This is a genomic window from Sphingomonas sp. SKA58 (assembly GCF_000153545.1).
GTDB lineage: Bacteria > Pseudomonadota > Alphaproteobacteria > Sphingomonadales > Sphingomonadaceae > Sphingobium > Sphingobium soli.
In genome coordinates, this window is record NZ_CH959308.1 from 224,352 (window position 1) to 248,867 (window position 24,516).

The following is a 24,516-nucleotide window of genomic DNA, read 5'->3' on the forward strand; positions in this document are numbered from 1 at the left end:
CAATCCGGCCAATTGGCGGCCGATTATGTCAATGGCTATTTCGGCAATGGCATGGCCTTGCCGATCGTGTAGCGCGCGCGTTCCACAGGCGCCTGCGTGCCCGGCTGGCCGCCGCCGACACTGAGATCATAGTTGCCCGGGATCAGCATGCGATCGCCTGCCATGGTGACGAAGCTCAGATCGCGGGGCGACAGGGTGAAGGATATGGCGCGGCTTTCGCCAGCTTTCAGCGACAGGCGCTGAAAACCGCGCAAGGCGGTGCGCGGTGCGCCTTCAAAGGCAGGCGGGGTTATGTAGAGCTGCGCGACTTCGTCGCCCGGCCGCTGCCCGACATTGGTGATCCGGGTCGTCACGCGCAGCCCTTTTTCCACTGCGCCATCGATGGGTTCGACCACGAGCGGCGCATAGCGAAAGCGCGTGTAGCTGAGGCCATGGCCGAACGGATAGACCGGCGCGCCCCTGAAATAGCGATAGGTTCGCCCTTCCATGCTATAGTCGGTGAAAGGCGGCAGATCATCGACGCTGTGATAGAAGGTCAGCGGCAGTCGGCCGCCCGGATCGGCCTTTCCCGACAGGACATTGGCGATGGCAAGGCCGCCCGACTGGCCGGGATACCAGGCCTCCAATATGGCGGCTGCATTGTCCTTTGCCCAGCCAAGGTCAATGGCGCTGCCATTCATCATCACGAGGATCAGCGGTTTGCCGGTCGCCTTCGCCTTTTCAAGGAAAGCGATCTGATCCGCGGGAAGGGCCAGCGTCGTGCGGTCGCCGCCCTCAAACCCCTCGACCTTGACCGGCATTTCCTCCCCTTCCAGGTCGGAGGTGAGGCCCATGACCGCAACGATGACATCTGCGTCCCGCACGCCGGCGGCAAGATCACGGTCCAGATCATCGGTGACACGCTTCCAGAAGATGGCGGGCGCGGCCGCTACGCCGCTTTGCCCCTCCAGACGGATGGGGTAGCGTTCGCCCTTGGTGAGACGCACGTCGACCAGTTTAAGCGGTTCCGCCCAGCGCGAAAAGTCGGTGGCGGACACGATCGGCTGCCCATTGCGGGAAACCTGCCCCTTTACGCCCGTCAGCGCCAGGCGATAAAGGCCGGTTTCCGGCGCGACGAGATAGCCGGTCCAGACGATTTTATGGTCATCGGCGACCTGCCGATATTCCGATGCGCGCGAGACGATGCTGTCTTCCGTCCGCACCAGTGCAGGCTTGGTCCCATATTGGTCGTCGGTAGCGCGATTATAATATTCCGCGCGGATGCCCGGTCGGCCATCGGGTGTGCGAAGCGCCGAGCCGGGAACGGGATCGCCATCCGTGATGGAGGGTGAGAAGGGGAGGAGCGTGACCGTGGCATCCGGCATAGCCTGTCGCAACCCATCGGCCACCGAGATGGGTGGCGCGCTTCGCGTCGAGCTGTAGTTGCCGCGCAGCACGCGTGTCGCATCAGCCAGGGGGCCGGCAAGCACGATCCGAACGCCGGGTTTGAGCGGCAGCGCGCCCTCATTTTTGAGCAGCACGAGGCTTTTGACGGCGGCATCGAGCGCTAGCGCCCCGTGGGCCGGCGTCCCGATTGCCGAGACGGGCGTGCTGTTGGGTTTGCGGGCGGAAAGGCCCGGCAGGTCGCCATTGCGCAGTCGCGCGGAAAACAGGCGAACCAACGCGCTGTCTATGTCCCCGATGCTGATATGGTTGGCCGCCAGCGCATCCTTGTAGCGATCGCCAAGGCCCGCCTGACCCGAAAGGGTGGCGTTGTTGCATTCGCTGTCGACACCGCGCCGCAGGGCGACGGACACGCCGGTTGCGGGGCTGGGCGCATATTTATGATGGGCGTAGATGTCCACGACGGCGTCGCAGTCTGACACGACATAGCCTCTGAAACCCCAGGCATTACGCAGATAGTCAGTGAGGAGCATCGCACTGCCGCAGGCCGGTTCGCCATCGACGCGGTTATAGGCGCACATGATGGAACCGGCTTTGCCTTCGACAATGGCGGCGCGGAAGGCAGGAAGATAGGTGTCCTCCAGATCGCGCTTGGTCGCGAAGATATTATCGGTGTGGCGGCTGGGCTCTGGCCCTGAATGGACCGCAAAATGCTTGGGCGTCGCTACGACATCGGGAAGATCGGGATTGTCGCCCTGCATCCCTTGGATGAAGGCGACACCCATGCGCGCGGTCAGATAGGGGTCTTCGCCATATGTTTCCTGGCCCCGGCCCCAGCGCGGATCGCGAAAAATGTTGATATTGGGCGACCAAGTGTCGAGCCCGGTGCCGATGCGGCCCAGATGGCCGGTCTGGCGGCCGAGCGTATGAAGGGCCTGGACTTCGGTGCTGATGACGGACGCAACCGTGTGGATCAATGGCGCGTCGAAGGTGGCGGCCAGCCCGATCGGTTCGGGGAAGTTGGTGGTCGGCACCGGGCCGATCGCGCCATGGAGCGATTCCGTCCACCAATTATAGGCTGGTATGCCAAGACGCGGAATGGCGGGCGCGGTGTTGAGCAGCTGCTCGGTTTTTTCCTGAAGAGTCAATTGGCGGACGATAGCGCGCGCCTTGTCGTCGGCTTGCGCCCACGCATCCGGTTCTGGGGCACCCCATGCCCCGGAGCATGGCGCAGCCGCAATGGCGATCGTGATGGCAAGCCTGCGCTTCATCCGTCCTCCCCAATCGTTCCGATGCGCCTGTGCGCACCCGAAATTTCTGCCCCATGCGCGACTGGTGCGCGCCGAAGAGTAGTTCTGTTTTCCTGAAAAGCGATAGCGCTAACAACATGACCTGGCAAGACTGCATTCGCCATTGCTAAGCAACAATCCAAGTGACAGAATGTCGTCAGAAAGTGCGCTGCAACATAGTGATAGCGCAATCAGGGGGGATGGCATGAGACAGACCATGGGTTCGCTGGCTGCTTTCGTTGCGGTCATGATGAGTGGATCGGCAGCCGCGCAGGCGGGTGCGCCGGACGGTTTCGAAATCAATGACAAGGGTTATTTCGAAGCGCCGGCGGTCAACATCCTGGCCTTTTCCAACTGGTATGACGGCCTGTTCGCCGATGCCAAGATTGGCGGGGTGGAGATTATCCAGCGGGGTGTTCGCAGCGCGACCAACGGCGACGTCAGGCTATCCGCCACACCCGGACAATGGGATCCGGCGGCCGCGCTGGTCGAGCGCAAAATCAACGCCAAGTCGGGAGTCATCGAAACGCGCTTGCGCTACGCGGCGCAGGATTTCACCTATAAGGTGCGCGCCGAGCGGCAAGGCCATGCCATGCAGGTGCAGGTGATCCTGGACAAGCCGCTGCCCCGATCGCTGGTGGGGAAGGCCGGTTTCAATCTGGAGTTCCTGCCGTCGGCCTATTTCCGTCACGCCTATATGGCCGATGGTCAGAGCGGGCTGTTTCCGCTGTATCCCGCCAGCGACATGACGCGCACCACCGAGCGCAATGCGGCGAGCGGACGCAGCGAAGGGTCGGGGGCGGAGCCGCTGCCGATCGCGCGCGGCCGACAGTTCGTCCTCTCGCCTGAAGATGCGGCGAAACGGATCACAGTTCAGAGCGATCAGCCGATCGCCTTGTTCGATGGGCGCAATCAGGCGCAAAATGGGTGGTTCGTCCTGCGATCGCTGCTGCCCGAAGGACGGACCGGGACGGTGCTGCAATGGACGATCACGCCGCAGGCTGACTCCGGCTGGCTGCGCACGCCTGTGATCGCGCATTCGCAACTGGGCTATGCGCCCGACGCCCCAAAGATCGCAACGGTCGAACTGGACCGGAAGGACAAGCGCCGGCCGCCGATCAAGCTGCTGCGCATTGGCGCCGATGGGGCGACGCAAGCTGTGTTGACTAAAAGCGCGCGGGAATGGGGCGATTATCTGCGGTACCATTATCTGCAACTGGATTTCAGCGCGATGCGTGAACCGGGCCTCTATATGTTGGAATATGGCGATGTGCGCACCGCGCCCTTCCGGATCGACGCGGCTGTCTATGATGATGCGTGGCACCCGACCAACGACGTCTATTTCCCGGTTGCGATGGACCATATGTCGGTCAACGAAGCCTATCGCACATGGCATGGGGATTCCCATCGCGACGACGCGCGCCAGGCCCCGGTCGATCATGAGCATATCGACCTTTATCGGCAGGGGCCGACCACAGACACGCGCTTTGCGCCTGGCGAGCATATTCCGGGCCTCAATGTCGGGGGATGGTATGATGCGGGTGATTTCGACATTCGCACCCAATCCCAATATCAGGTCATCCGGTCGCTGGCCGATGCGGCCGAACGCTATGGCCTGACGCGCGATACGGTGAGCGTCGATCAGGCGCGGCGGCATGTCGAAATGCATGTGCCCGACGGCAAGCCCGACATTGTCCAGCAGGTCGGCCATGGAGCCTTGCAGTTGCTGGCGCAGTTCGATGCGGTAGGTCATGCGATCCATGGCATCGTCGAACCGGATGTGGCGCAATATACGCATCTGGGCGACGCGGTGACGAAAACCGATGGCCTTCCTTACGATCCCACGCTGGAGTCGGGGCAGGTCCGTGATGGCAGGAGCGGCACGCCCGACGATCGCTGGGCCTTTACCAGCAAGTCATCAGCGCTGAACTATGGATCGGTCGCCGGGCTGGCGGCGGCGGCCCGCGTGCTTGCAAGGCAGGACGATGCGCTGGCGCAGCGCGCGCTCGCCATGGCCGAGCGGGTCTGGACGCAGGAACAGGGCCATGCGCCCGATCTGTTCAGCCACGGCAATACCACCGGCGGGCCGCTCGACGCCGAAATGTTCGCCGCGGCGGTCGAATTGCTGAGGACCACGAAAAAGCCGATCTATGCGCGCGCGGTCATGACATTGTGGCCCAGGATCGAACCGCATCTTGCCGCCAATGCGCAGACGGCGGTAGCGGCGATCCCCCTTATGCCGGCCGCCTATCGCGCGGCGATGGTCCCGGCCGTGCGCCAATGGCAGGCGCGGAGTGAGGTAGTGGCGAAAGCCAATCCCTTCGGCGTGCCCATCACCACCGGGGGCTGGGCGGGGTCTGGCACGGTGCTGGGTCATGCGTTGACAGCCGATGCCCTGCACCGCGCCTTTCCGGAGATTGTCGACCGCGACGCCATGTTTCGCGGGATTGCGTTTCTGACCGGGCACCATCCCGGTTCCGACATCAGTTTCGTGTCGGGCGTGGGCGCGCGGTCAAAGGAAGTCGCCTATGGCAATAATCGGGCGGATTTTTCCTTCATCGCGGGCGGCGTGGTGCCCGGCGTGTTGATCGTCAAACCCGATTTTCCCGAAAATCACGAGGATTGGCCCTTCTTCTGGGGCGAAAATGAATATGTGATCCCCGAAGGGGCGGCCTGGATCGAACTGGCCAACGCTGCGAGCAGCGCCAGCCGGCAAGCGGAGTGAAGGGGCACCTGCGGCCCGTCAGACCGGTTGCAGGCCCTGCGCCACAATCCGGTCGATAAGGTCGCGATGGCGGGGGAGGCCAGCGCGCAACCGCGCGGTTGCGGCGGCATTTTCCCGCATCGCCCGGCCGGCGAGATGGGCGTCGCGCGCCAGTGCGGCCGTCGGGACCTGCGTGCGGAAGCCCATGCCATAGAGGACATATTGATAGCTGGCGGCGGGAAATACCTCCTCCGCGCGGTCGAATTCATCGTGAAACCAAGGCGACTGATAACGCCACAGATGCAGAAGTTCGCGCAAGCGGTCGGGCATGGTTTCGGCACGCACATTGTCGCGCCAGAAGTCGCTGTCGGTGCGCTGCGTCAGCACATAATGGAGCTTGAGAAAATCGATGATCCGGCCCCAGCGATAGTGGGTCGTCGCGTTGATGCGCGACGCGATGATGTCCATCACCTCGCGACAGGCGGGCATTTGTTCGGCAATGATCTTCGCAGACAATTCGATAAGGACGATCGCGGATGCTTCGAGCGGTTCCAGGAAGCCGGCGGCGAGGCCGACCGCAACGCAATTGCCCTTCCAGAAGGTTTCGCGGTGGCCTGAGCGGATCTTGATCTTGCGAACGTTTAGCCCGTCGCTGGCCGGGCCGACATAGGCGCGCAGCTCGCGTTCGGCCTGCTCGTCTGAAATATGGCTGCTGGAAAAGACATGGCCAACGCCACGCCGCGTCTGGATGCCGATGTCCCAGATCCAGCCGGCGCTCTGCGCAGTGGAAATGGTGTGCGATGCGATCGGGCTGTCGGGCGCGGCATAGGGCACCTGCATTGCAAGCGCCGTGTCGCAGAAGAGCACGTCGTTGCAATCGCGGAAGGGCACGCCCATCGCGCCCTCGATCAGCAATGCCTTGAAGCCGGTGCAGTCGACGAACAGGTCGCCCTCCACCAGCCCGGCCTGCGTCGTGCGGACAGCGGCAATGTCGCCATCATCGTGCAGGACCACCTGCTCGACATCGGCCAGAACATGGCGAACGCCCAGTTTTTCGCAGCAATGGCGCTGGAGAAAGGGCGCGAACTTGCCCGCGTCGAGATGATAGGCATAGTTGGCGAGCGCGTCATATTCCGCCGTCGCCATCGTCTTGGGCGCGAGGCCATCGTCGCAGATGCGCCCCTGCGCGCAGACGGCGTCGCAAAAACTCTCGTCTCCATCCCGCGCCAGCCAGTGCGGGACGAGGTTCACCTGACCAAAATTCTGCGGAAGCATGAGCGGGTGATAATAGCCGTCGGAGGCTGTGCCGTCCGTCCAGCGCGCGAACCAGGCACCTTGTTTGAAGGCGGCGTCACATTGGCGGAACAGGTCGGTTTCCGAAATGCCCATGCGCGACAGGGTAGTGCGCAGGGTGGGCCAGGTGCCTTCGCCCACACCGATGATCGGGGTATTGGGCGATTCGACCAGCGTCACGCTCAAATCCTGACCGATGCGCGTGCGATGGCGCGCCGCGATGACGCCGGCGGTAAGCCATCCGGCGGTGCCACCGCCGACGATCACGATGTTCCGGACGGGTCTGACCATATGTTTGTGGGACCATTAAAAGGGAAGGGATGTCAACCGACATCCCTCCCAGGGCGAGAACCGTCAGAAGCGGTAGCGCACGCCAGCGGTGAAGCGCCGGCCATAGCCATAGACATCCAGCAGCTGGTTGGAGAAGCGGCCGTGGGTGCTGTAGGTTTCGTTCGTGATGTTGAGCGCTTCGCCAAAGAGACTGAACTGTTCGGTGAGGCGCAGGCTACCGCTGAGGTCGATCTGCAAGGCGGAATTGACGAAGGTCGGCTCCGCGCCGAAGGCCGAATTATTCTGGGCCTGGCCGAATTGGAGCAGATATTTGTCGCGCCAGTTGACTGCGGTGCGGAATTCGATGCCGTCCTTGTCGTAGAAGGCGACGAGGTTGGCCGAATTGGCGAGGCCCGTTACCGCAAAGCCGCTCTGCGACAGGTCGCTTTCGTCATAGGGCTTGTTGGTTTCGACGAAGGTGGCGTTGGCGTTGAAGCCAAAGCCGCTGTCTCCAAACACATGCTGCCATGCGAGCTCAATCCCCTTGACGGTTGCTTCCGGCCCGTTGATGCGCCGCGATACGGTGAAGACGGCTTCCTGCCCGGTCGACGGGTCGATGACGCCGTTGATCGTCTGCCGATCCGTGCCCGCAACGATGAAGTTGGACACGTCCTTGAGGAAGAGGTTCACCGCAGCATAGGAGTTGGGCTGATAATACCATTCCAGGCCCAGGTCGAAATTGTCCGCCAGATAGGGTTTGAGGAACGGGTTGTTACCTGTCGCCGTCAGCGCGCCGACACGCTGCCCTGCGCCGACATTCAACACCGGCCCCAGATAGTCGAGGCGCGGGCGGGTCATGGTGCGCGACGCGTCGAACCGCAGGTGCAGGCTGTCGGTCAGTTCCAGCTTCATGTCCAGCGCGGGCAGGAAGTAGGAATAGCTGCTGCTTTCGGTCACGGCCTGCGAGTCCGAGAAATTGACCGTCAGGAGCGTGGGGTCAGCGGTGCTGGGCGTGATCGAAAGTGGAACGCGGCCGATCCCGCGCGAAATCACCTTGACGATTTCCTCGCGCGCGCCGGCATTGAAGTGGAAGGGCATGCCGGCAACGTCAGCCTTGAAATTAACGCTGACATAGGCCGACCAGTTCTTTTCGGTGATCCGCTGGACAGTGCCGGGGTCAAGCGCGAGGTCGAACGTGCCATTGAAGCCCGTGCAGCAGCCCGCATTATAGCCCGGCGTGTCGGGCCCCTGCCAGAGTCCTTCCAGATAACGCTGATAGGCGCGCGCGTCATATTTGAGCAGCACCGGCGGGAGATTACCGGAGAAGCCGGGCAACCAGTTCTTGGTGCTGATCGTGCCGTCGATCAGGCTGGCCGGGATGGGCACGCCGGTGTCGCGGCCCGACGGTGCGCCATAGCCCGCATAGGCCTGCCAGAAATTATTGGCGAAGGTGTTGCGGTTTTCGAGGGCGAATTCATCCTCCATATAGCGGCCGCCCAGCTTGATCGTCAGATCATCCTGCTTCCAGGTCGCGCCGAGGCGGAACTGCTTGATCTCGTCACTGTTGAGCTGCTGCTGGCGGACAGTGACGTGCGATCCGATGATCGCCTGATCGGTCCAGGCCGCTTCATTGCCGGCAGGGCCATAGGTGGTGAGCTCAGGGAAGCTACTGCTGCTGTTGCCATTGACCCGAACGCCCAGGGTCGTGCCGATCAGGCCGCCATAGCCAATGTCGCCATTTTCGTTGCTGATCTGGCCATCGGGATTGAGCCGGCTTTTGGAATAGCTGGCGTCGGCGTCGATCTGGAGATTTTCCGTCGCGTCCCATTTGACGTTCAGGCCGACCTGGTTGGTTTCCAGAACGGAGGTTTCCGTACCTGCGGTGAAGTCGGTCGGCGATCCGGCCTGCAGGAAATTGATGGTGGTGCCATTGCTGTCCTGCTCCACATTGCGCAGGTCGCCTTGGTTGAACCAGATACCGAAGCCGGCAATATCCGTGACGACCTTCTGCCGCGAATAATTGTCGTCAATCGTGAGCACCACATCGTCGGACGGCTGCCACTGGAAGGCGATGCGGCCGTCGATGCGCTCATCCTTGGTATAGCGCTGGTCAGCGCCATATTGCTGCGGATACCAGCCGACAACGCTCTTGCGGTCCGAGGCCGGTGCCAAAGCGTCATCCGTAGGGGCGCAACTCGCTGCCGCGCCTCCGGCCAGTTGGCATGGCGCAAAAAGCCCGCCCCTGCCAGCCCGAAACATACACACGGTTGGCCTGCGTGTCGCGGCGGGTATAGACCGCGTCGACGAGGATCCCCATCGTGTCGTCGGCGAAGGTGGTGCTGAACAGGCCGCCGATGGTCGGCACGACCTTGCCCGCTTCATCCTGCACCGATCCGGCCGCCGTGAAAGCCATGCGGGTGCCCGGCTTGTCGAAGGGCTTGGGGTAGGAGATATTGAGCGTCGCGCCGATCGAACTGCTGGACAGCGACACTTCGGGCGTCTTGTAGACAGCCAACTGTCCGACAAAGTCCGCGCCTACGGTGGTGAAATCGACCGAACGACCGCCCGACGCGGTCGACAGGCGCCGCCCGTCGATCAGTGTTTCGTTGAAGTCGCCGCCAAAGCCGCGCACCGAAATGCCTTGCGGTTCGCCGCGTGACCCCGACCGCTGGATCGACACGCCGGGCAGACGCTGAAGCGACGCGGCGACGTTCGAATCCGGGAATTTGCCGATATCTTCCGCTGAAATGACGTCAACGACGCCGGAGGATTCCCGTTTGATGTCGAGATTGCGTTGCAGCGATCCGCGAATGCCGGTGACGACGATGTCGGCTGTCGTGACATCATCTGCGATGTCATTCTGGCCCGCCTGTTGGGCGGAGGCGGGCATTGCCACCGCCAGCGCCAAGCAGCTGGCCGTCATAGCCAAACCGATACGGGTGCGCATATGTGCAGCACCAAGTTGAATTGACGTCATGATCCTCCCCTAGTCCAGACAATATCTCGCCCGAACGCCGCGACAACAGCGTCGCGACGATCATGTATTCTTTATCAGGGGTGATTTTATTCCGCCGATTCGGCGGCTGTCACCCTCACCCAATACTTCTCTTTATGTTGCAAATGGTAGCGCTATCGAAATGGCTGTTCAAGCGAAATTATATAGGCCATGATCATGCCGGTTGGACTGGCCGAAAATCGCGGGAATATGCGGGTCGGTGCAGCAGGAAGCATGTGGGAGGATGAGCTTGGAACTGCTTAATAGTGACACGCATGCAACAGTGCGCATGCACTTGGGTGAGGCGATGGCTGACCCGCTGGTGCGCATTGTGACCAGTGAAATTGCGGCCGCGGCAGCGGCGTGCCCTTTGTTTTTTTCCAAACATGCCGAAAGCGGCGCTTTCTATGTCGGTGCGCTGACCGGTTTTCGACGGGGCGAACCCCTGATCGATTCGCCCGATGGCCGCTGGGCATTCCGGCCGTCCGAAATCGACCGGCTAGGCTTCTTCGCGTCTGGAGACAGCATTGCGCTCGACCCGGATCACCCGCGTTTTGCTGTCGGCGGCAGCGAAGCGCTCTTCTATCCCGATCAGACGCCAACCGCAGCGCTGCGCGCTGTTCAAAAGGCGATTGGCGGACTGATGGCGAGCGCCGCCGCCACCGAAGCATTCATCGCGGCCATGCTGGCCCATCGTCTGATCGAGCCGATCGATATCAGCCTGGCGTTCGACGATGGCGAGACACTGCGTCTGGATGGCCTTTATACTGTAAGCCTGGATGCGCTGAGCGAATTGCCGGACGCGGCGGTGATGGGTTTGTTTCGCGCCGGTCACTTGCAACCGGCGTTCGCCCTGGCTGGGTCGCTGCATCATGTCGCCTTGATGGCCCGTCGGCGCAATGCCCGACTGACGCAAATCGGCTGACGGGGCTGGAGCGCGCGATGCAGATCGAGGAAATAGAGGGCGCGCAGATCCGGCAGCCTGAGCATTTGCTGCCTCTGATTGAGCAATGCCGGCCGATCGTGATTCGCGGCATCTGCAGGGACTGGCCGATCGTGAGTCTGGCGCAAGGCAGCGGAAATGGCGCGGCGCTCGATCATCTGCGGCGCTATCACAGGGGTGGCAGTGTCGATTATTTCGTTGCCGATGCGAAGCTGGGCGGGCGTTACGCCTATGGCGAGGGGCCGGACGGGTTTAACTTCGCACGTCAGCGCAGCGAGATGGGCGCAGCGCTTGATCGCATTGCGGCGAACGCGGATGATGGCGCGCAGACATGCTATATTGGCTCTTTGCCCGTCGATACCTATTTCCCCGGTTTCGCCGAGGATCATGGCTGCGCGCTGCTGCCGCCTACCGTCCGGCCCCGCCTCTGGATCGGCAATGCGTCCGACATTGCCTGCCATTATGACAGCTTCGATAATCTGGCGATCGCGGTTGCGGGGCGACGGCATTTCACGCTGTATCCGCCCGATGCGATTGGCGACCTGTATGTGGGACCGATCGACCATACCATGGCGGGCCAGCCGGTATCGCTCGCAGCGATAGACCCCGGCGGGCAAGAGCGCTTTCCGCGTTTCGAGGCGGCAGCGCAGCGCAGGCTTCACGTCGATCTAAACCCGGGCGACGCATTGTACCTGCCTAAATTATGGTGGCACGGCGTGAAGGCGCGCGATGGCATCAATATCCTGACCAATTATTGGTGGGATGCGTCCGCAGCAGGGCCTGATGCGCCCTATGCTGCGATGTTGCTGGCGATGATAGCCATTGCCGAGCGGCCGGAGCCGGAACGGGCGGCGTGGCGCGCCTTTTTCGATCATTATGTGTTCAGGCCGGACGGCCATCCGCTGGCGCACCTGCCTGCCGAGCGGCACGGCATATTGGGGCCGCTGAAAGAAGGCAATTATCGGCGTATCCGCGCGCTTGTCATGCGGATGTTACGGGGCGGATAGCGGGTTATGTGATAGCGATACCATGTTTACAAACTTGGAATAGGGAGAAGGCGATGCGCAAGGCGCGGACGATATCATTTCTCTTGGCCGCGGCGATGCCATCGGTCGCCTTGGCGCAGGGGGGCATATTGCTCAACATTGACCCGATGTTTGGGAGCAATGCAGTGATTCAGCGGGACGAGCCCATCACCATCACCGGTTCTGCGTCAGCCGGGAATCTGGTAACGGTATCTATAGGTGGCGTGGAGCGTTCGGCGAAAGCGGAGAAGGATGGCCGCTTTGCAGCGACTTTCCCTCCCGTCACTGCAGGTCAGCCGTTTGATATCGAGGCGCGCAGCCCATCCGGTCGCGTCGTGTCGCATGATGTGCTCGCGGGCGACGTGTATCTCTGTTCCGGCCAATCCAACATGGAGCTGGAAGTGCGGCATGCGCAGGATGCGATGGGGCAAATTCGGAACTCGGCCGATCCGGCGCTCCGGTTGATGACGATCCCTCGCGCGGTTGCAGACCAGCCCCGACAGGCGTTCGCGCAAGCGCCGATTTGGAAGACCGCCGGGCCAGACAGCGTCCCCGACTTTTCAGCAGCCTGCTATTATATGGCTCGGGAGTTGCGCAAGAGCGCAGGCGTGCCAATCGGCGCGATTGCGAGCAGCTGGGGCGGATCGCAGATCAGTCCATGGATGGGCGAACGCGCGCAAGCGGCGGTCGGCAACAGCGCGCAATCTGACTTGCTGGCGCTCCACGCTCGCAACGCGACAGAAGGCGAGCGGGCGGCTAGTGCGCAATGGGAAAGTTGGTGGCGCAAGGCAACCGGCGACCGCGCCGGCGCAGAGCCGTGGCAGCCCGGCGCGAAGATGGATTGGGCCGATGCGCCGGCGATAAGCGCGTGGGAAGATTGGGCCATCCCCCGATTGGCGAGCTATAATGGCATGGTCTGGTTTCGCCGCGACTTCACCCTAAGCGCGGCACAGGCCAAGGGCGACGCGGCGCTGTCGCTGGGGACACTGGACGATGTGGGCCGCGCCTGGATCAACGGTCAGCCGGTCGGGATGGGTGCGCGCGCCTGGCAGCCCACGACGCTGAGTGTGCCTCCAGGCATCCTCAAGGCCGGGCGCAACATGCTGATCGTCAATGTCGTCGACAATTATGACAAGGGCGGTCTTCTGGGGCCGGCCGACGATATGGCGCTGCGGCCAGCCCAAGGCGATGCCGTGCCGCTGGGCGATGGTTGGCGCTATGCGGTCGCGCGCACCTCCCCGCCCGGCGCGCCGCGCGTGCCGTGGAGCGACGTCACGGGCACCAGCACGCTCTACAACGGGATGATCGCGCCGCTTGGCGGCATCAAGCTGAAGGGGGTCGCCTGGTATCAGGGCGAATCCGACACCGACATTCCCGGCTACGCCGACCGACTGGCAGCGATGATAGCGGATTGGCGACAGCAGTTCGGGCAGCCCGACCTTGGCTTTGCGATCGTCCAGTTGGCCGGCTATGGCAAGCCGGCGACCCGGCCGGGCGAGAGCGGTTGGGCGCAGTTGCGGGACGCGCAGCGAACAGCCGTGGCGGCCGACGCCCATGCGGGGCTCGCGACCGCCGTTGATCTGGGCGATCCCTTCGATATCCATCCGGGCGAAAAGCAGGAGCTGGGCCGTCGGCTGGCCAGGGTGATGGGGGCGGTTGCCTATGATGCGCCCATCGCGAAATCAGGGCCACAAGCCGCCGGCGCGATCAGAAGCGGCGATGGCGCTGTCATCGTGCGCTTCACCGGCGTCGAGGGTGGGCTGCACCTTAGGAGCGGTGTGCAAGCGCTGGGGTTTGAAATGTGCGGTTCAGGCGACGACACGTGCCGTTACGTTCAGGCGCAGGTGCAAGGGGATCATGTCATCCTGACCGGCGATGGCAAGCCGGTGGAGCGCGTCCGCTATGCCTGGGCCGATTATCCTGTCATGAACCTTTACGATGGAACGCCTCTGCCGATCGGACCATTTGAGGTGCCGATCGCGCGTTGAGGCCGTGGGAATAGCGGACCAAGACGGGCATGACGGACAATGAGCTATTTCTGCTGATCCTCATGCTCGTCATGGGTCTGCCCTGGCTTATATGGCGGCTGCTGGGCGATGCCGATCACGCGCCCTTGGTGGTCGTGCAGATTTTCGTCGGTGTGCTGCTGGGACCGGGCGTGCTGGGGGCAGCCGCTCCCGCGCTCCATGCCCAGATATTCCCGTCGGTCGCGATCACCATGCTGAACGGCATCGCGTTATGGGCCGTGATGCTATTCGTATGGCTGGCCGGGATCGAACTTGATCTGGGCGCGGCCTGGGCGGCGCGGCGGGACAGCTGGACGGCCTCCGGGCTGGCGCTGCTGACGCCGCTGGCTCTCGGCAGCGCCGCAGGTTGGTTGATTCTGATCAATCCGGGCTGGATCGGGCCGAAGGGTGAGCCGTGGCAGGCGATCCTCGGAATCGGCATGGCCTGCGCGGTGACGGCCCTTCCGATATTGATGCTGCTGATGGACCGGCTCGCGATTTTGCGCACGCCGCTGGGGCAGCGGGTGCTGCGTTATGCCAGTTTGGACGATATCGCCATTTGGGCAGTGCTGGCGATCATCCTGCTGGACTGGTCGCGGATGGAGCGGCAGCTTGGCTTCATCTGCGTCTTTCCCGTGGTGGCGTGGACCGTGCGCATGGCTATGCGCCGGCTGGCGCAGCCGGAACGGCTGCGCGCATCGATGGTCTGGCTGGCGGCGGCGGGGCTGGCAGCGGACTGGGCTGGTCTGCATTTCATGGTGGGTGCATTTTTGGCGGGGGTGATCCTCGACCAGTCCTGGTTCGATGGAGCGGCGCTGGATCGGCTGCGCGACATGCTGCTGTTGACCGTAATGCCCATATTCTTCCTGAGCACCGGTTTGCGCACAAGCTGGTCCATAGGTGGCGTGGACCTGATCGCCGTGGCCGCCCTTCTGCTTGCCGCTTCGGTTGGCGGCAAGCTGATCGGTCTGCGCATCGCCGGACATCTGCTTCGATGGCGGCAGGGGGAGGCCAGCGTCATCGGCTGGCTGTTGCAGACCAAGGCGCTGATAATGATCATCTTCGTCAACATCCTGCTTGACCGGCAGGTTGTCAGCAGTGGCAGCTTCACCGCGCTGTTGCTGATGGCGCTGGCGAGCACCATGCTGACCACGCCGATGGCGCGGCGCGGATTGCGCAGGCTGACCGCTCCGGAGGAGCCGGGTGATCCGCCGGTTCGCCCGCCGCTCAGCGCCGCAGCGCCGCGTCCCCCCAGCTGATTGGCAGCATTTCACCGGGCGCGTTCGGCGCCAGCGCGACCAGTTCGACAATCGCAACGCCGCGCACGTCCACGTCGATCGGCTTGGCAGCCTCGCCCCGACGGGCGGTTTCGCTCGCCAGCAGGCGACCGTCGCCATAGACGGCGAACCGAACGGGATGGGTGGCATCGCGGGCGCTGTCGTCAACGCCGACTTTCGCCGTGAAGCGGCTAAAGCCCTGATTGCGGACCTCCAGGCGTGAATTTGCGAGGACGCCGATGCCCGATCCGAAATTCTGCCCCGCGATCGCCAGGGGTTGGTTATAGGGTGTGGCGTCCGGCATGGCACCGCCCCAACCGGCATAAAGGGGGCGCTCGCCCATGCCGCGCGTGCCGCGCCAGCCGGGGATTGATCGATGAATGGTCGGATTCGGTTCGGGATGGCTGACGCCGTCGACCGCCGGGTTCACGCGGCCGGGTTGTTCCGACAAATAAAGGCCGTCCGCAAGTTGTCTCTGGCCGGTGGCCCTGAAGACGAGCGTCTGGCGCGGCGCAAGATTGAACGCCTGCTCGCCCGTGAACCGGCTGACGGCGCCGGTCCACATATCCTTGAGCGCGATCGTCTTGTCCGCACCGAATTTCAGATGATCGGCCGTCAGCACGGCCTGTGCCGCCGTGGCGGTGCGGTTGAACAGCGCGACGGCCTTGTCGCCATTGGCCAAAGCCTTCACCAAAATCTGCACATCATCGCTATCGAAGGCGATTGTGGCCTGATTGCCGGCTGCATCCTGGTTGATGGCGATAAGGTCGCCATTGCCAAAAATGTCGAGCAACGATTGCGGCACGGTGCGCAGGTCGGCGCCGATCAGGAGCGGGGCATTCATCATCGCCCATAGCGCAAAATGCGATCGCGCCTCGGTAAGGTGCGCGGCATCGAAATCGCCCTTGCCAATGAACAGCATGTCGGGATCATTCCAGCTACCTGGATGCGCATAGAAGGCCCGGCGCACGGCGCTGTCATAATTGGTCAGCATCCGGCTCCAGTCCGGCGAAATATCGTCGCTGGTCCGGGAAATATTGCCGACATCCTTGCCCCAGGCGCGCACATTGGCGCTGCCCCAGATGCAGAGCGAGAGCATATAATCGCCATCGGGATTGTAGCGTGCGAGCGACCGGTTGATGTCAGCGAATAGCGCCTTGACCGCCGGGATATCCGATCGCGTGACGCTATGCTGGTCAATGAGCGGCGGCAGGGCCCGATATTGACCATTGCGCACGCGCGGCGCGTCGGCGGCGAAGGCGCGGATACCGCACCCATCGACCTTGATCGCGTCGAAACCCCATTCCGCAAAGAACAGGCGAAGATCCTGATCGCTATGGTCATACAGCCCGACCTCCCGTTCGGCCATGTTGCCTTCGGGCAATTGCGCGGGGCCTTCCGAATAGGCCTGCGAGCAGCTGTTGCGGCCAAGGTCGGAATATATGCCGGCCTTGAAACCCATGCCATGCAGCCGATCTGTCAGGGGCCGAAAGGTCGGATCGCCATTACCGACGCGGGCCGACGGGAATTTGTCGGCGCGGATGATGAGCCGCCCGTCGCTTGCGCGGCGCTTCAGCCACCAGCCGTCATCGATATTGATGTAGCGATAGCCTTTCTTCGCCAAGCCCGTATCGACGATGCGCTGGACCGATCCCATGAGCTTTTCCTCATCGATTTCGGTGAAAAAGGCATTCCAGCTGTTCCACCCCATCGGCGGTAATTGCGCGCGGCCCCCTTGATAGGCGGTCCATCGCGCGGTTGGCGCAAGGGGGTCGGGGCTTTGCGCAGACAGCGCGGTGCCTGCTGCCAGCAATGCGAGCGATAAGACAGAGCGAAGCAGCGTCATGCAGGGTCCTTGGTATGGGACGGGGCGAGAAGTCATGGCTGGACAGTTCCGGCAAGGGGCGAGACGGTGACGCTGTCGATGTCCATATAGCCCCCATCCGGGCCGGAATTATAGCAGGACAAAGCGATCTGCTGGCCCTGAAATGTGCCCGTGCGCCAATCGAAGGCGAGCGGGAAGGGGGTGCCCACATCACGCCATTGCCGGTTATCGATGCTGTAGGCGAAGCGGCCCAGATCCGTCTCGAAATCGAGGTCGACGCGCAGCCACATGGTGGGCGCATCGATCGCGAGCGAGGGCACGCGCACCTCGGTCTGCGGCCCGTCCTGCGTGCTGTCCGTGACCTGCATCCGCACGCTGCGATGCCCGACGGCGGCTGCCGCCACCGACAGTTGCGCGCTATATTTGCCGAAACTGCCAAAACCGCAAAGATCGCCCGGCTGGAGGCCTTGCACATCAACCTTTGCAATCGCACGCATGAGCGGTCCCTGCGCCTTTTGCGTCAGCGTATTGCGCGCTGTCCAGATGCCGTCGGCCCGCGTGGCGTGAAGCCGCAGAAAGCCGGGCCGCTGCGTCAACGACCATTTGCTGTCATCTGGATTATGATTCCATTGCCATTGCGATCCCAATACCGGGTTCGAAAAATCGTCGGACGAGGGCGGCTCGGCAAAACCTTGCCCCCTGATCGGCTTGGGCGATCGGTCGGGAACGAAATCGGGTCGGTCGGGCGTCCCCCACCAGGGCCAGCCATCCTTCCAGAAAATCGGGCTGATATTGGTCATCCGGCCGATCGCACCAGCATCGACCATGACGAAACCATACCAGCTGCCGTCCGGCATATCGACGATAGCGCCTTGATGGCCGCCGCTCTTGTCGTCGATGGACGGCTTCGTCTCCCATGGACCCCATAGGCTGCGCGCGCGCGACACGGTCATCGCCAGCTTGCCCGGGATGGCGTTGAACAGATAATAATAGCCATCGCGACGGATGATCTTCGATCCTTCCGCGCCTTTGTTGTAATAGGCTTTCCGTGCGGCGGTGACGGCGGTCAGATCCTTGTTCAATGTCAGGAGCGTGACGGTGCCGTCGCTGCCGATTGAGGTGCCGAGATAGGCGGTGCCATCATCGTCGATGAACAAGGCAGGATCGAAAGCCTCGCGATCCAGTTCACTGTAAGTCCAGGGACCTGCGATCGTCCTTGCGCGATAGATGCGCGTCTTGTGACCGACGGGCGTCACGGCGACGTAAAAGAGTCCGTTATGGTATCGCAAGCTGGCGGCATAAAAGCCACGGCGGTACGCATCGCCCTGGGTCAGATCATAGCGCGGGTCGCCATCAAGCCGATCGACGACATGGCCTGCGATCCGCCAATTCACCAAATCCTTCGAATGAAGAATGGTCACGCCGGGTGCATTGGCGAAGGTGGTGGATACGAAATAGAAATCCTCGCCAACGCGGATGATGTCGGGATCGGGATAGTCAGCGTAGAGTACCGGATTGCGATAGGTGCCGTCGCCCTGGTCCGATCGCCAGACCTGCGCAGCCAGCGGGACAGCGAATCCGGCCAAAAGCAGCAGCGCGCCGAGGCGAAACCATGTTCGGCTGCTCATGACGCGGGCGTATAGTGATAAGGCCCGACCACCGTGCCGACAAAGCCGCCGGCCTTTTGGGTGCTGAGCAGCGTCGCGTCGATATTGTCGGCCAGCGTCTGGACATGGCCACCGACGCTGTAGTCGAATCCCATCGTTCCGCCGGTCATGCGGATGGTGAGGGTGATTGGACCATTGGTGGCGACAGGGGCGGACTTTACCAACATATCGGCGTCCGCCGCATCGCGCGTATAAAGCGCCACCACCGGACGCCCTGCAATCTGGGTCAGGCCGAAAAAGACGTGGCTGCGGTCACTTTGCACCGCCGCCAGACCTGCGCGGTCGCCATCCCGTTCCGGGACATAGCGCAGGGTCGTGGAAAAGGTGGCATTTGCATGTTGTTGCCGTCGCCCGATGAACGCCGGCACGCCATCGAGATTTCCGAGCGGCGCGCCGCTATCAAGTTCCAGCATGCCATTGGTCAGGCGATAGAATGGCTGTTTGGGCGTGCGAATGCCGATCCACTGCATCGGCAGCGCGGGGCCGTCGAATGTTTCGGTATAGGTGATATCGCCGCTGGTCGGCAGCGCCGGCGCGGGTTGCCGGGCAAGGTTAGGGGCTCTGAGCGTCCGTGGAATGACCTGCCCCTTTGGGAGAATGACCGGCCAACCGTCCTTCCACGTCACCGGCAATAGGAATGTTTCCCGCCCGATATTGTAAAAATCATCCGCATAGGGCCGGACCGCCAGAAAGGTGGCCCACCAGTCGCCCTTTTGCGTTTGCACCAATGTGGCATGCCCGGCCGACCCGATGGGGTCGGGCCGCGCGGGATTCAGATCGCGTTGCGTCAGGATGGGGTTGCCCTCATATGGCACATAAGGCCCGCGCAGCGACTTGGCGCGCAAGACGACCTGCGAATGATTGACGCTGGTGCCGCCTTCCGCTGCGGTCAGATAATAATAGCCATCCTTGCGGAAAATATGCGGGCCTTCGATCCACACCGGCTTCTTGCTGATATCGACCCCACCGTTGATCAACTGGGCGCTCTCGCCCACCATTTTGCCCGCGCGCCAGTCATATTCCTGAATCCAGATGGCGCGATGCCCGTCATAGCGAGGTGGTTCGTCGGGCGCGCGATTATTGACGATATAGGCCTTATCCCCCTCCCAATAAATGGATGGGTCAATGCCTTCGAAGGGGAGCCAGACAGGATCTGACCATGGCCCGGCAGGATCGTCAGCGGTGATGACGAAGTTGCCGCCGCATTCAACGCAGGTGTTGACGATGTAGAAACGGCCGTCATGCCAGCTGATGTCAGGCGCGAAGACGGCCTGCGAAATGCGCCGGCCGGTAAAATCGAGCTGACCGGGGCGGGCGATCGCGTTGGCGATCTGGGTCCAGTGCACAAGGTCTTTCGACCTGAAAACCGGAAGGCCGGGAAAATGCGCGAAAGAACTGTTGACGAGATAATAGTCATCGCCAACGCGGGTTACCGAGGGATCAGGATAATAGCCGGCCAGGATGGGATTGCGGAATTCCCCGGCCTGCGGTGCAACGCGTTCATCCGCCTGTCCGCTGTAGCGAAACATATCGAACCGGGCAGGGGCGGCATTGAGTGCGCTCGAAACCCCCAGCAACAGCGCTCCGAACATGGCTTTCCTGCGATGGCGCATTGACATTCTCTCCCCTGCTTGCCGTGCCCCCGTATGGAAAGCCGCCGAATTGTAGAACTGATAGCGCTATCAGTACCAGCTGTCGAGCCTTGGGCGTGAATGCAGTCGAACCCGTTCAGCTTGTGCGCAAAGGCACCATCGCCAGCATGTCGGAGGAGGTGAGGAATAGCGTCCGGCCCATTTCCCCGATGCAGCAATTGGCGATTGCCTTGCCAGTGCGGATGATGCCAAGCCGCTGGCCATCAGGCGCGCAAACATGCACGCCGCCCGGGCCGGTGGCAAAGACATGGCCGTGGGGCCCAACGTCCATGCCGTCGGGCAGTCCCGGATCGCCGGTGGCAAGCTCGGCATGCATATCCAGGAACAGGCGAGGCGTGCCTGTCTGTCCTTTTGCGTCGAGCGGATAGGCCAGCAGCACAGGGCGCTTTTCATCGGACAATGCGAGATAAAGGGTGGTTCCGTCAGGCGAAAGGCCGACGCCATTGGGACGCCGATGGCTGCGATCGAGCAAAGTGACACTGCCGTCCGGATCAAGTCGGTAAAGCCCGCATAAATCCAGTTCGCGCAACGGCGAATCATCCGCCTGCGCCAATCCATAGGGCGGATCCGTGAAATAGATCGCCCCGGACGGCGCGACGCACAGGTCGTTGGGGCTGTTGAACCGCTTCCCCTCATAACGATCCGCCAAAATCCTGCGCTGCCGGGTGCGCAGGTCGATCTGAACGATTGCGCGCGTACCGCTGTCCGCGCCCACCAGCATGCCGCTAGCCGTGATCGCAATGCCGTTGAGACCCGGTTCCCTTATTCCTTCCGGTACGGATGTCTGCAAACCTGACGGGGATAGAAAGGGCGTCACGCCCTGCGCCCTGGTCCAACGATATAGTATATTGGAGGGCGGATCGTTGAACAGCAGATAGTTGCCCTGAGAGACCCAGGCCGGGCCTTCAGCCCAGCGATAGCCCCGTGCAATGATGTCGACCCGCGCGTCCGGCGCGAGGATGCGATCCAGTGCGGGATCCAACCGGTCGATTCCGGGCGTTGTGGCATCGTCCGCCGCGCGTGCCAGCGTATGCGCCAGTGGCAGCATCGCCAGAGCCGTGACGAATGTCCGACGGCCTATCATGCAGTCATGGCGATGGTGCGCCCCTCTGCGGCCGAGCGATAGATGGCTTCGATGACGCGCAGGTCGGCCAGGCCTTCCTCACCCGGCACGATCGGGGTCGTTCCGTTCATGATGCAATCCGCAAGATGATCAAGCTGGCCGGCGAACTGATTTTTAGACGGTGCTGGCAGCACGCGCGGGCTGACCACGCCGTCCTTCCTGATACGCATGGCATGGCCTTCATAAGGGGTCGCCGGTTCCATATCGATCCAGCCCTGGGTACCAATCACGCGATAGGCATTATGCGCCGAACTGTAGCTGGACACGCAGGTCGCCTCGATCCCCGAAGGGAAGCGCAGCAGAAAACTGATCCTGTCTTCCACGGTGCGAAAACGCGGATCGGATCGATCAGTCGCCTCGATCGCGCTGACCGAAACCGGCTCTTCGCCGCTCAGATATCGCGTCGCGTTGAGACTATATATGCCGATGTCCATGAGCGATCCGCCACCCGACAAGGGCCGATCGAGCCGCCACTGATTAGGCTTTATCGGGAACCCATGTTCGGAAGTGATGATGCGCGTCGGCCCCACATGACCGCGCCGCGCCAGATCAATAGCCAAACGGTTATAGGGCTCGAACCGTGACCGATATCCGATCATCAACAGCTTGCCCGCCTTGCGGCTGGCGCCGATCATCGCCTGACATTCGGCGACCGACATGGCCATGGGCTTTTCGCACATGACATGCTTTCCGGCCTGCGCCGCACGGATGCTATATTCGGCGTGCATACTGTTGGGCAGCACGACATAGACCACGTCGATGTCTGGATTGTTCCGGATGCGATCATAGTCGGCGTAGCTGTAACGGTGCGTCGCAGGGATATTATATTGCTCGCCATAGCGTTGCAATTTTTCGGGCGTGCCGCTGACCAGCGCCACAAGTCGGGCATGGTCGCAGCCGGCAAAATTGGGCATGATCTGCCGTGTCGCATAAGAACCAAGCCCGACAATGGCATAGCCGATCGGTCGCTGCGCTGCGCGGACGCGCGTGGCGCCAAGGCCGGAGAGCGCGAGCCCTGCGCCGACAGTTTTCAGTATCGACCGTCGCGATCCGTCCATAACCCATCCTCCCCTGGCGTCGCGCGTGCCCCTTTCGAGCAGCGAATAGTGGCCTTCGCGTTCAGTCCGAGACGTGGTCAGCGGGCCGTTCTGATGCGTCCGGCAGCCAGGCGAGCGAACTGGCGACAATCGCTACCTGGGTGCGGTTACGCACGTTGAGCTTGCGCATGAGGGCGGTCATATGCACCTTTACCGTCGCTTCGGCCATGCCCAATTCATAGGCGATCTGCTTGTTGAGCAGGCCGGAATAGACACAGCGCATGACCTTCATCTGGGTTGGGGTGAGCCGTGGCGGAGCCAGGGCCGCGGGCGCAGGCGGCCCCTTGTCCTGAACGCGATAGCCGTGCGGATTCGAGGCGACGTGCATCTTCCCTCTCCCTGTTCCGATCCGGAAATTTTCAATGAGCTTCTGAATAGGACTCGTTAGCGGTATCTTATGAGGACTAGTCATACAGGTTCAAGCATAAATATTGCATATTACCATATTTTGTCTGGATATCGGCTTGAAATGGACTAAACCTGTCTAACAGATTCAGAGGCAAGTTCCAGATTTGCAGCGAGTCTCAGGATAGCGACAACATGGGGGGAGAGGATGACGATAGCGTTGCGTCGGCTTGATCGCGGCTTTCACGACCTGAGGGAGTGCCGCCCATGACCCCCGCCGATTATCGCCTGATCGCTGCCGCCATCGTCGGCATTGCACTGTCCATCATCCTGATTATACGCGGGCGGTTGCATCCCTTCGTGGGATTGCTCTGCGGCGCATTTACCGTGGGCCTTCTGGCAGGACTTCCGATGGAGGAAACGGCCAAGGCGGTCGAAAAGGGCGCGGGCGCCATCCTTGGCGGCACCGGACTGGTGGTCGCGCTTGGCCTGGGGCTGGGAGCAATGTTGCAATTGTCCGACGGGGCGGGCGGCCTTGCCCGTGCGGCATTGCGGCTGTCAGGCGCGCGCGGGGCGCCCTGGGCGAGCCTTCTCACGGCCATCGTCATCGGCCTGCCGCTGTTTTTCGAGACGGGCCTGGTGTTGTTGCTGCCGATCGTCGCGTCGGCTGCGGCGGCACTGCCAGCGGGACAGAATGGCGATACGGCTAAGCTGCGCCTGATGCTCCCCGCCCTGTCGGGCCTGTCCGTTGTCCACGCACTGGTGCCTCCGCATCCGGGGCCATTGCTGGCGGTCAATGCCCTGGGCGCCAATCTGGGCCTGACGCTTCTGTACGGCCTAATGGTTGGCATTCCGACCGCGATCATCGCGGGACCATTATTGGCGCGCTTCACCGCGCCGGGGGTGAAACTTAGCCCCCCGCTGTTGGACCCGGTCCGCGCCGATGTACCCACGCCATCGGTGGGACGGGCGCTGACGGCCGTGCTGCTGCCCGTGGTTCTGATCGCCGCGGGCCAGGCGGTCGCGCTGATGCCAGCGTCCGTTGCGGTTCATTTTGCCTGGCTTGCCTGGGTCAGCGACCCGGTGGTCGCGTTGCTGGTGGCCACGCTCGTCGCTTTGCCCTTGCTGTTTGGCCGGCGCATCACCGAAAGCCGTATCCAGGGCGCGATCTGGACCGAGGCCATGACGCCGGCCGGCGGCATCATCTTGGCGATCGGTGCGGGCGGTGCGCTCAAGCAGGTGCTGGTTACCGCCGGCCTGTCCGACCTTCTCGTGAGATTGGCCGACGGCGGCGCGATTTCGCCGCTGGTGCTGGCCTGGGGCGTATCGGTCTGCATCCGCCTTGCGACCGGATCGGCGACGGTGGCAACGATCACCACGGCGGGCGTGATGCAGGGGCTGGTCGCCGCATCGGGCGTGGAGCCCGAATGGATGGTGCTGGCGATTGGCGCAGGATCGCTGTTCTTCAGCCATGTCAACGATCCCGGCTTCTGGCTGGTGAAAAGCTATCTCGGCACCGACATGGCAGGGACGTTCAAGACCTGGTCCATCATGGAAACGGTGGTGGCGGTGGTCGGCCTGCTGCTGGTAATGCTGGCGAGCAGCATATTTTAGGGAGCGAA

The 24,516-nt window shown here is 62.5% G+C and carries 16 protein-coding genes; 6 read left to right on the top strand and 10 right to left on the bottom strand.

Going from position 1 to position 24,516, the window contains the following annotated elements; translation table 11 throughout:
- Positions 1-35 precede the first annotated feature (35 nt).
- The gene (locus SKA58_RS16310; protein ID WP_009823574.1) at positions 36-2,654 is read right to left on the bottom strand and encodes a glycoside hydrolase family 3 C-terminal domain-containing protein; all 2,619 of its coding nucleotides are present in this window, start codon (positions 2,652-2,654) and stop codon (positions 36-38) included.
- A gap of 223 nt (positions 2,655-2,877) precedes the next feature.
- Here SKA58_RS16310 and SKA58_RS16315 point away from each other — a divergent pair, with 223 nt between their 5' ends.
- Positions 2,878-5,397 (top strand): glycoside hydrolase family 9 protein, encoded by a 2,520-nt coding sequence (locus SKA58_RS16315; RefSeq protein WP_037543820.1) that lies wholly within the window; start codon positions 2,878-2,880, stop codon positions 5,395-5,397.
- A gap of 18 nt (positions 5,398-5,415) precedes the next feature.
- On the opposite strand, the gene SKA58_RS16320 is transcribed toward SKA58_RS16315, so the two are convergent.
- From SKA58_RS16320 to SKA58_RS20555, 3 genes are all read right to left on the bottom strand, one after another.
- A complete protein-coding gene (locus SKA58_RS16320; RefSeq protein WP_009823576.1) occupies positions 5,416-6,960 on the bottom strand; it encodes a tryptophan halogenase family protein in 1,545 nt (514 codons plus the stop codon).
- A 63-nt stretch (positions 6,961-7,023) separates the two neighbouring features.
- Positions 7,024-9,111 (bottom strand): TonB-dependent receptor, encoded by a 2,088-nt coding sequence (locus SKA58_RS16325; protein WP_009823577.1) that lies wholly within the window; start codon positions 9,109-9,111, stop codon positions 7,024-7,026.
- Between the two features lie 4 nt (positions 9,112-9,115).
- Positions 9,116-9,916 (bottom strand): TonB-dependent receptor plug domain-containing protein, encoded by an 801-nt coding sequence (locus SKA58_RS20555; protein ID WP_332249880.1) that lies wholly within the window; start codon positions 9,914-9,916, stop codon positions 9,116-9,118.
- 262 nt (positions 9,917-10,178) lie between these two features.
- On the opposite strand from SKA58_RS20555, the gene SKA58_RS16330 reads away from it, so the two are divergent.
- The 4 genes from SKA58_RS16330 (at position 10,179) to SKA58_RS16345 (ending at position 15,167) form a co-directional block, all read left to right on the top strand.
- Positions 10,179-10,859, top strand: coding sequence for a SapC family protein (locus SKA58_RS16330; RefSeq protein ID WP_009823579.1), 681 nt, complete (start codon positions 10,179-10,181; stop codon positions 10,857-10,859).
- Positions 10,860-10,876: 17 nt separating this feature from the next.
- On the top strand, positions 10,877-11,884 hold the full coding sequence (locus SKA58_RS16335; protein ID WP_009823580.1) for a cupin-like domain-containing protein: 1,008 nt from the start codon (positions 10,877-10,879) through the stop codon (positions 11,882-11,884).
- Between the two features lie 164 nt (positions 11,885-12,048).
- Positions 12,049-13,890, top strand: coding sequence for a sialate O-acetylesterase (locus tag SKA58_RS16340; protein ID WP_232209460.1), 1,842 nt, complete (start codon positions 12,049-12,051; stop codon positions 13,888-13,890).
- A gap of 29 nt (positions 13,891-13,919) precedes the next feature.
- The gene (locus tag SKA58_RS16345; RefSeq protein WP_009823582.1) at positions 13,920-15,167 is read left to right on the top strand and encodes a cation:proton antiporter; all 1,248 of its coding nucleotides are present in this window, start codon (positions 13,920-13,922) and stop codon (positions 15,165-15,167) included.
- Here the strand turns inward: SKA58_RS16345 and SKA58_RS16350 are convergent.
- The 6 genes from SKA58_RS16350 to SKA58_RS16375 form a co-directional block, all read right to left on the bottom strand.
- Positions 15,136-17,031 (bottom strand): NPCBM/NEW2 domain-containing protein, encoded by a 1,896-nt coding sequence (locus SKA58_RS16350; protein ID WP_009823583.1) that lies wholly within the window; start codon positions 17,029-17,031, stop codon positions 15,136-15,138. The genes SKA58_RS16345 and SKA58_RS16350 overlap by 32 nt on opposite strands.
- Positions 17,032-17,063: 32 nt before the next feature.
- Positions 17,064-18,638 carry a glycoside hydrolase family 43 protein gene (locus tag SKA58_RS16355; RefSeq protein ID WP_009823584.1) on the bottom strand — a complete coding sequence of 525 codons (1,575 nt, stop codon included), beginning with the start codon at positions 18,636-18,638 and terminating at the stop codon, positions 17,064-17,066.
- Positions 18,635-20,290 carry a glycoside hydrolase family 43 protein gene (locus SKA58_RS16360; protein WP_009823585.1) on the bottom strand — a complete coding sequence of 552 codons (1,656 nt, stop codon included), beginning with the start codon at positions 20,288-20,290 and terminating at the stop codon, positions 18,635-18,637. Before SKA58_RS16360 ends, SKA58_RS16355 begins: the two co-directional genes overlap by 4 nt.
- Before the next feature lie 115 nt (positions 20,291-20,405).
- Positions 20,406-21,413, bottom strand: a complete 1,008-nt coding sequence (locus SKA58_RS16365) for an SMP-30/gluconolactonase/LRE family protein (protein ID WP_009823586.1) — start codon at positions 21,411-21,413, stop codon at positions 20,406-20,408.
- Positions 21,410-22,510 carry a Gfo/Idh/MocA family protein gene (locus tag SKA58_RS16370; RefSeq protein WP_009823587.1) on the bottom strand — a complete coding sequence of 367 codons (1,101 nt, stop codon included), beginning with the start codon at positions 22,508-22,510 and terminating at the stop codon, positions 21,410-21,412. The genes SKA58_RS16365 and SKA58_RS16370 overlap by 4 nt, the downstream gene beginning before the upstream one ends.
- A 61-nt stretch (positions 22,511-22,571) precedes the next feature.
- Positions 22,572-22,877 (bottom strand): helix-turn-helix domain-containing protein, encoded by a 306-nt coding sequence (locus SKA58_RS16375; protein WP_009823588.1) that lies wholly within the window; start codon positions 22,875-22,877, stop codon positions 22,572-22,574.
- A gap of 284 nt (positions 22,878-23,161) precedes the next feature.
- Here SKA58_RS16375 and SKA58_RS16380 point away from each other — a divergent pair, with 284 nt between their 5' ends.
- Positions 23,162-24,508: a GntP family permease gene (locus SKA58_RS16380; RefSeq protein WP_009823589.1), complete on the top strand. Its 1,347-nt coding sequence runs from the start codon at positions 23,162-23,164 to the stop codon at positions 24,506-24,508.
- Positions 24,509-24,516 lie beyond the last annotated feature (8 nt).

Excerpts from the sequence above, each read along its gene's own strand:
- SKA58_RS16350 (WP_009823583.1), bottom strand. The coding sequence starts at position 17,031 with ATGACGCTGCTTCGCTCTGTCTTATCGCTCGCATTGCTGGCAGCAGGC.
- SKA58_RS20555 (WP_332249880.1), bottom strand. The coding sequence starts at position 9,916 with ATGACGTCAATTCAACTTGGTGCTGCACATATGCGCACCCGTATCGGT.
- SKA58_RS16370 (WP_009823587.1), bottom strand. The coding sequence starts at position 22,510 with ATGGACGGATCGCGACGGTCGATACTGAAAACTGTCGGCGCAGGGCTC.
- SKA58_RS16315 (WP_037543820.1), top strand. The coding sequence starts at position 2,878 with ATGAGACAGACCATGGGTTCGCTGGCTGCTTTCGTTGCGGTCATGATG.
- SKA58_RS16355 (WP_009823584.1), bottom strand. The coding sequence starts at position 18,638 with ATGAGCAGCCGAACATGGTTTCGCCTCGGCGCGCTGCTGCTTTTGGCC.
- SKA58_RS16375 (WP_009823588.1), bottom strand. The coding sequence starts at position 22,877 with ATGCACGTCGCCTCGAATCCGCACGGCTATCGCGTTCAGGACAAGGGG.
- SKA58_RS16330 (WP_009823579.1), top strand. The coding sequence starts at position 10,179 with ATGAGCTTGGAACTGCTTAATAGTGACACGCATGCAACAGTGCGCATG.
- SKA58_RS16320 (WP_009823576.1), bottom strand. The coding sequence starts at position 6,960 with ATGGTCAGACCCGTCCGGAACATCGTGATCGTCGGCGGTGGCACCGCC.
- SKA58_RS16365 (WP_009823586.1), bottom strand. The coding sequence starts at position 21,413 with ATGATAGGCCGTCGGACATTCGTCACGGCTCTGGCGATGCTGCCACTG.
- SKA58_RS16380 (WP_009823589.1), top strand. The coding sequence starts at position 23,162 with ATGACCCCCGCCGATTATCGCCTGATCGCTGCCGCCATCGTCGGCATT.
- SKA58_RS16360 (WP_009823585.1), bottom strand. The coding sequence starts at position 20,290 with ATGCGCCATCGCAGGAAAGCCATGTTCGGAGCGCTGTTGCTGGGGGTT.
- SKA58_RS16335 (WP_009823580.1), top strand. The coding sequence starts at position 10,877 with ATGCAGATCGAGGAAATAGAGGGCGCGCAGATCCGGCAGCCTGAGCAT.
- SKA58_RS16345 (WP_009823582.1), top strand. The coding sequence starts at position 13,920 with ATGACGGACAATGAGCTATTTCTGCTGATCCTCATGCTCGTCATGGGT.
- SKA58_RS16310 (WP_009823574.1), bottom strand. The coding sequence starts at position 2,654 with ATGAAGCGCAGGCTTGCCATCACGATCGCCATTGCGGCTGCGCCATGC.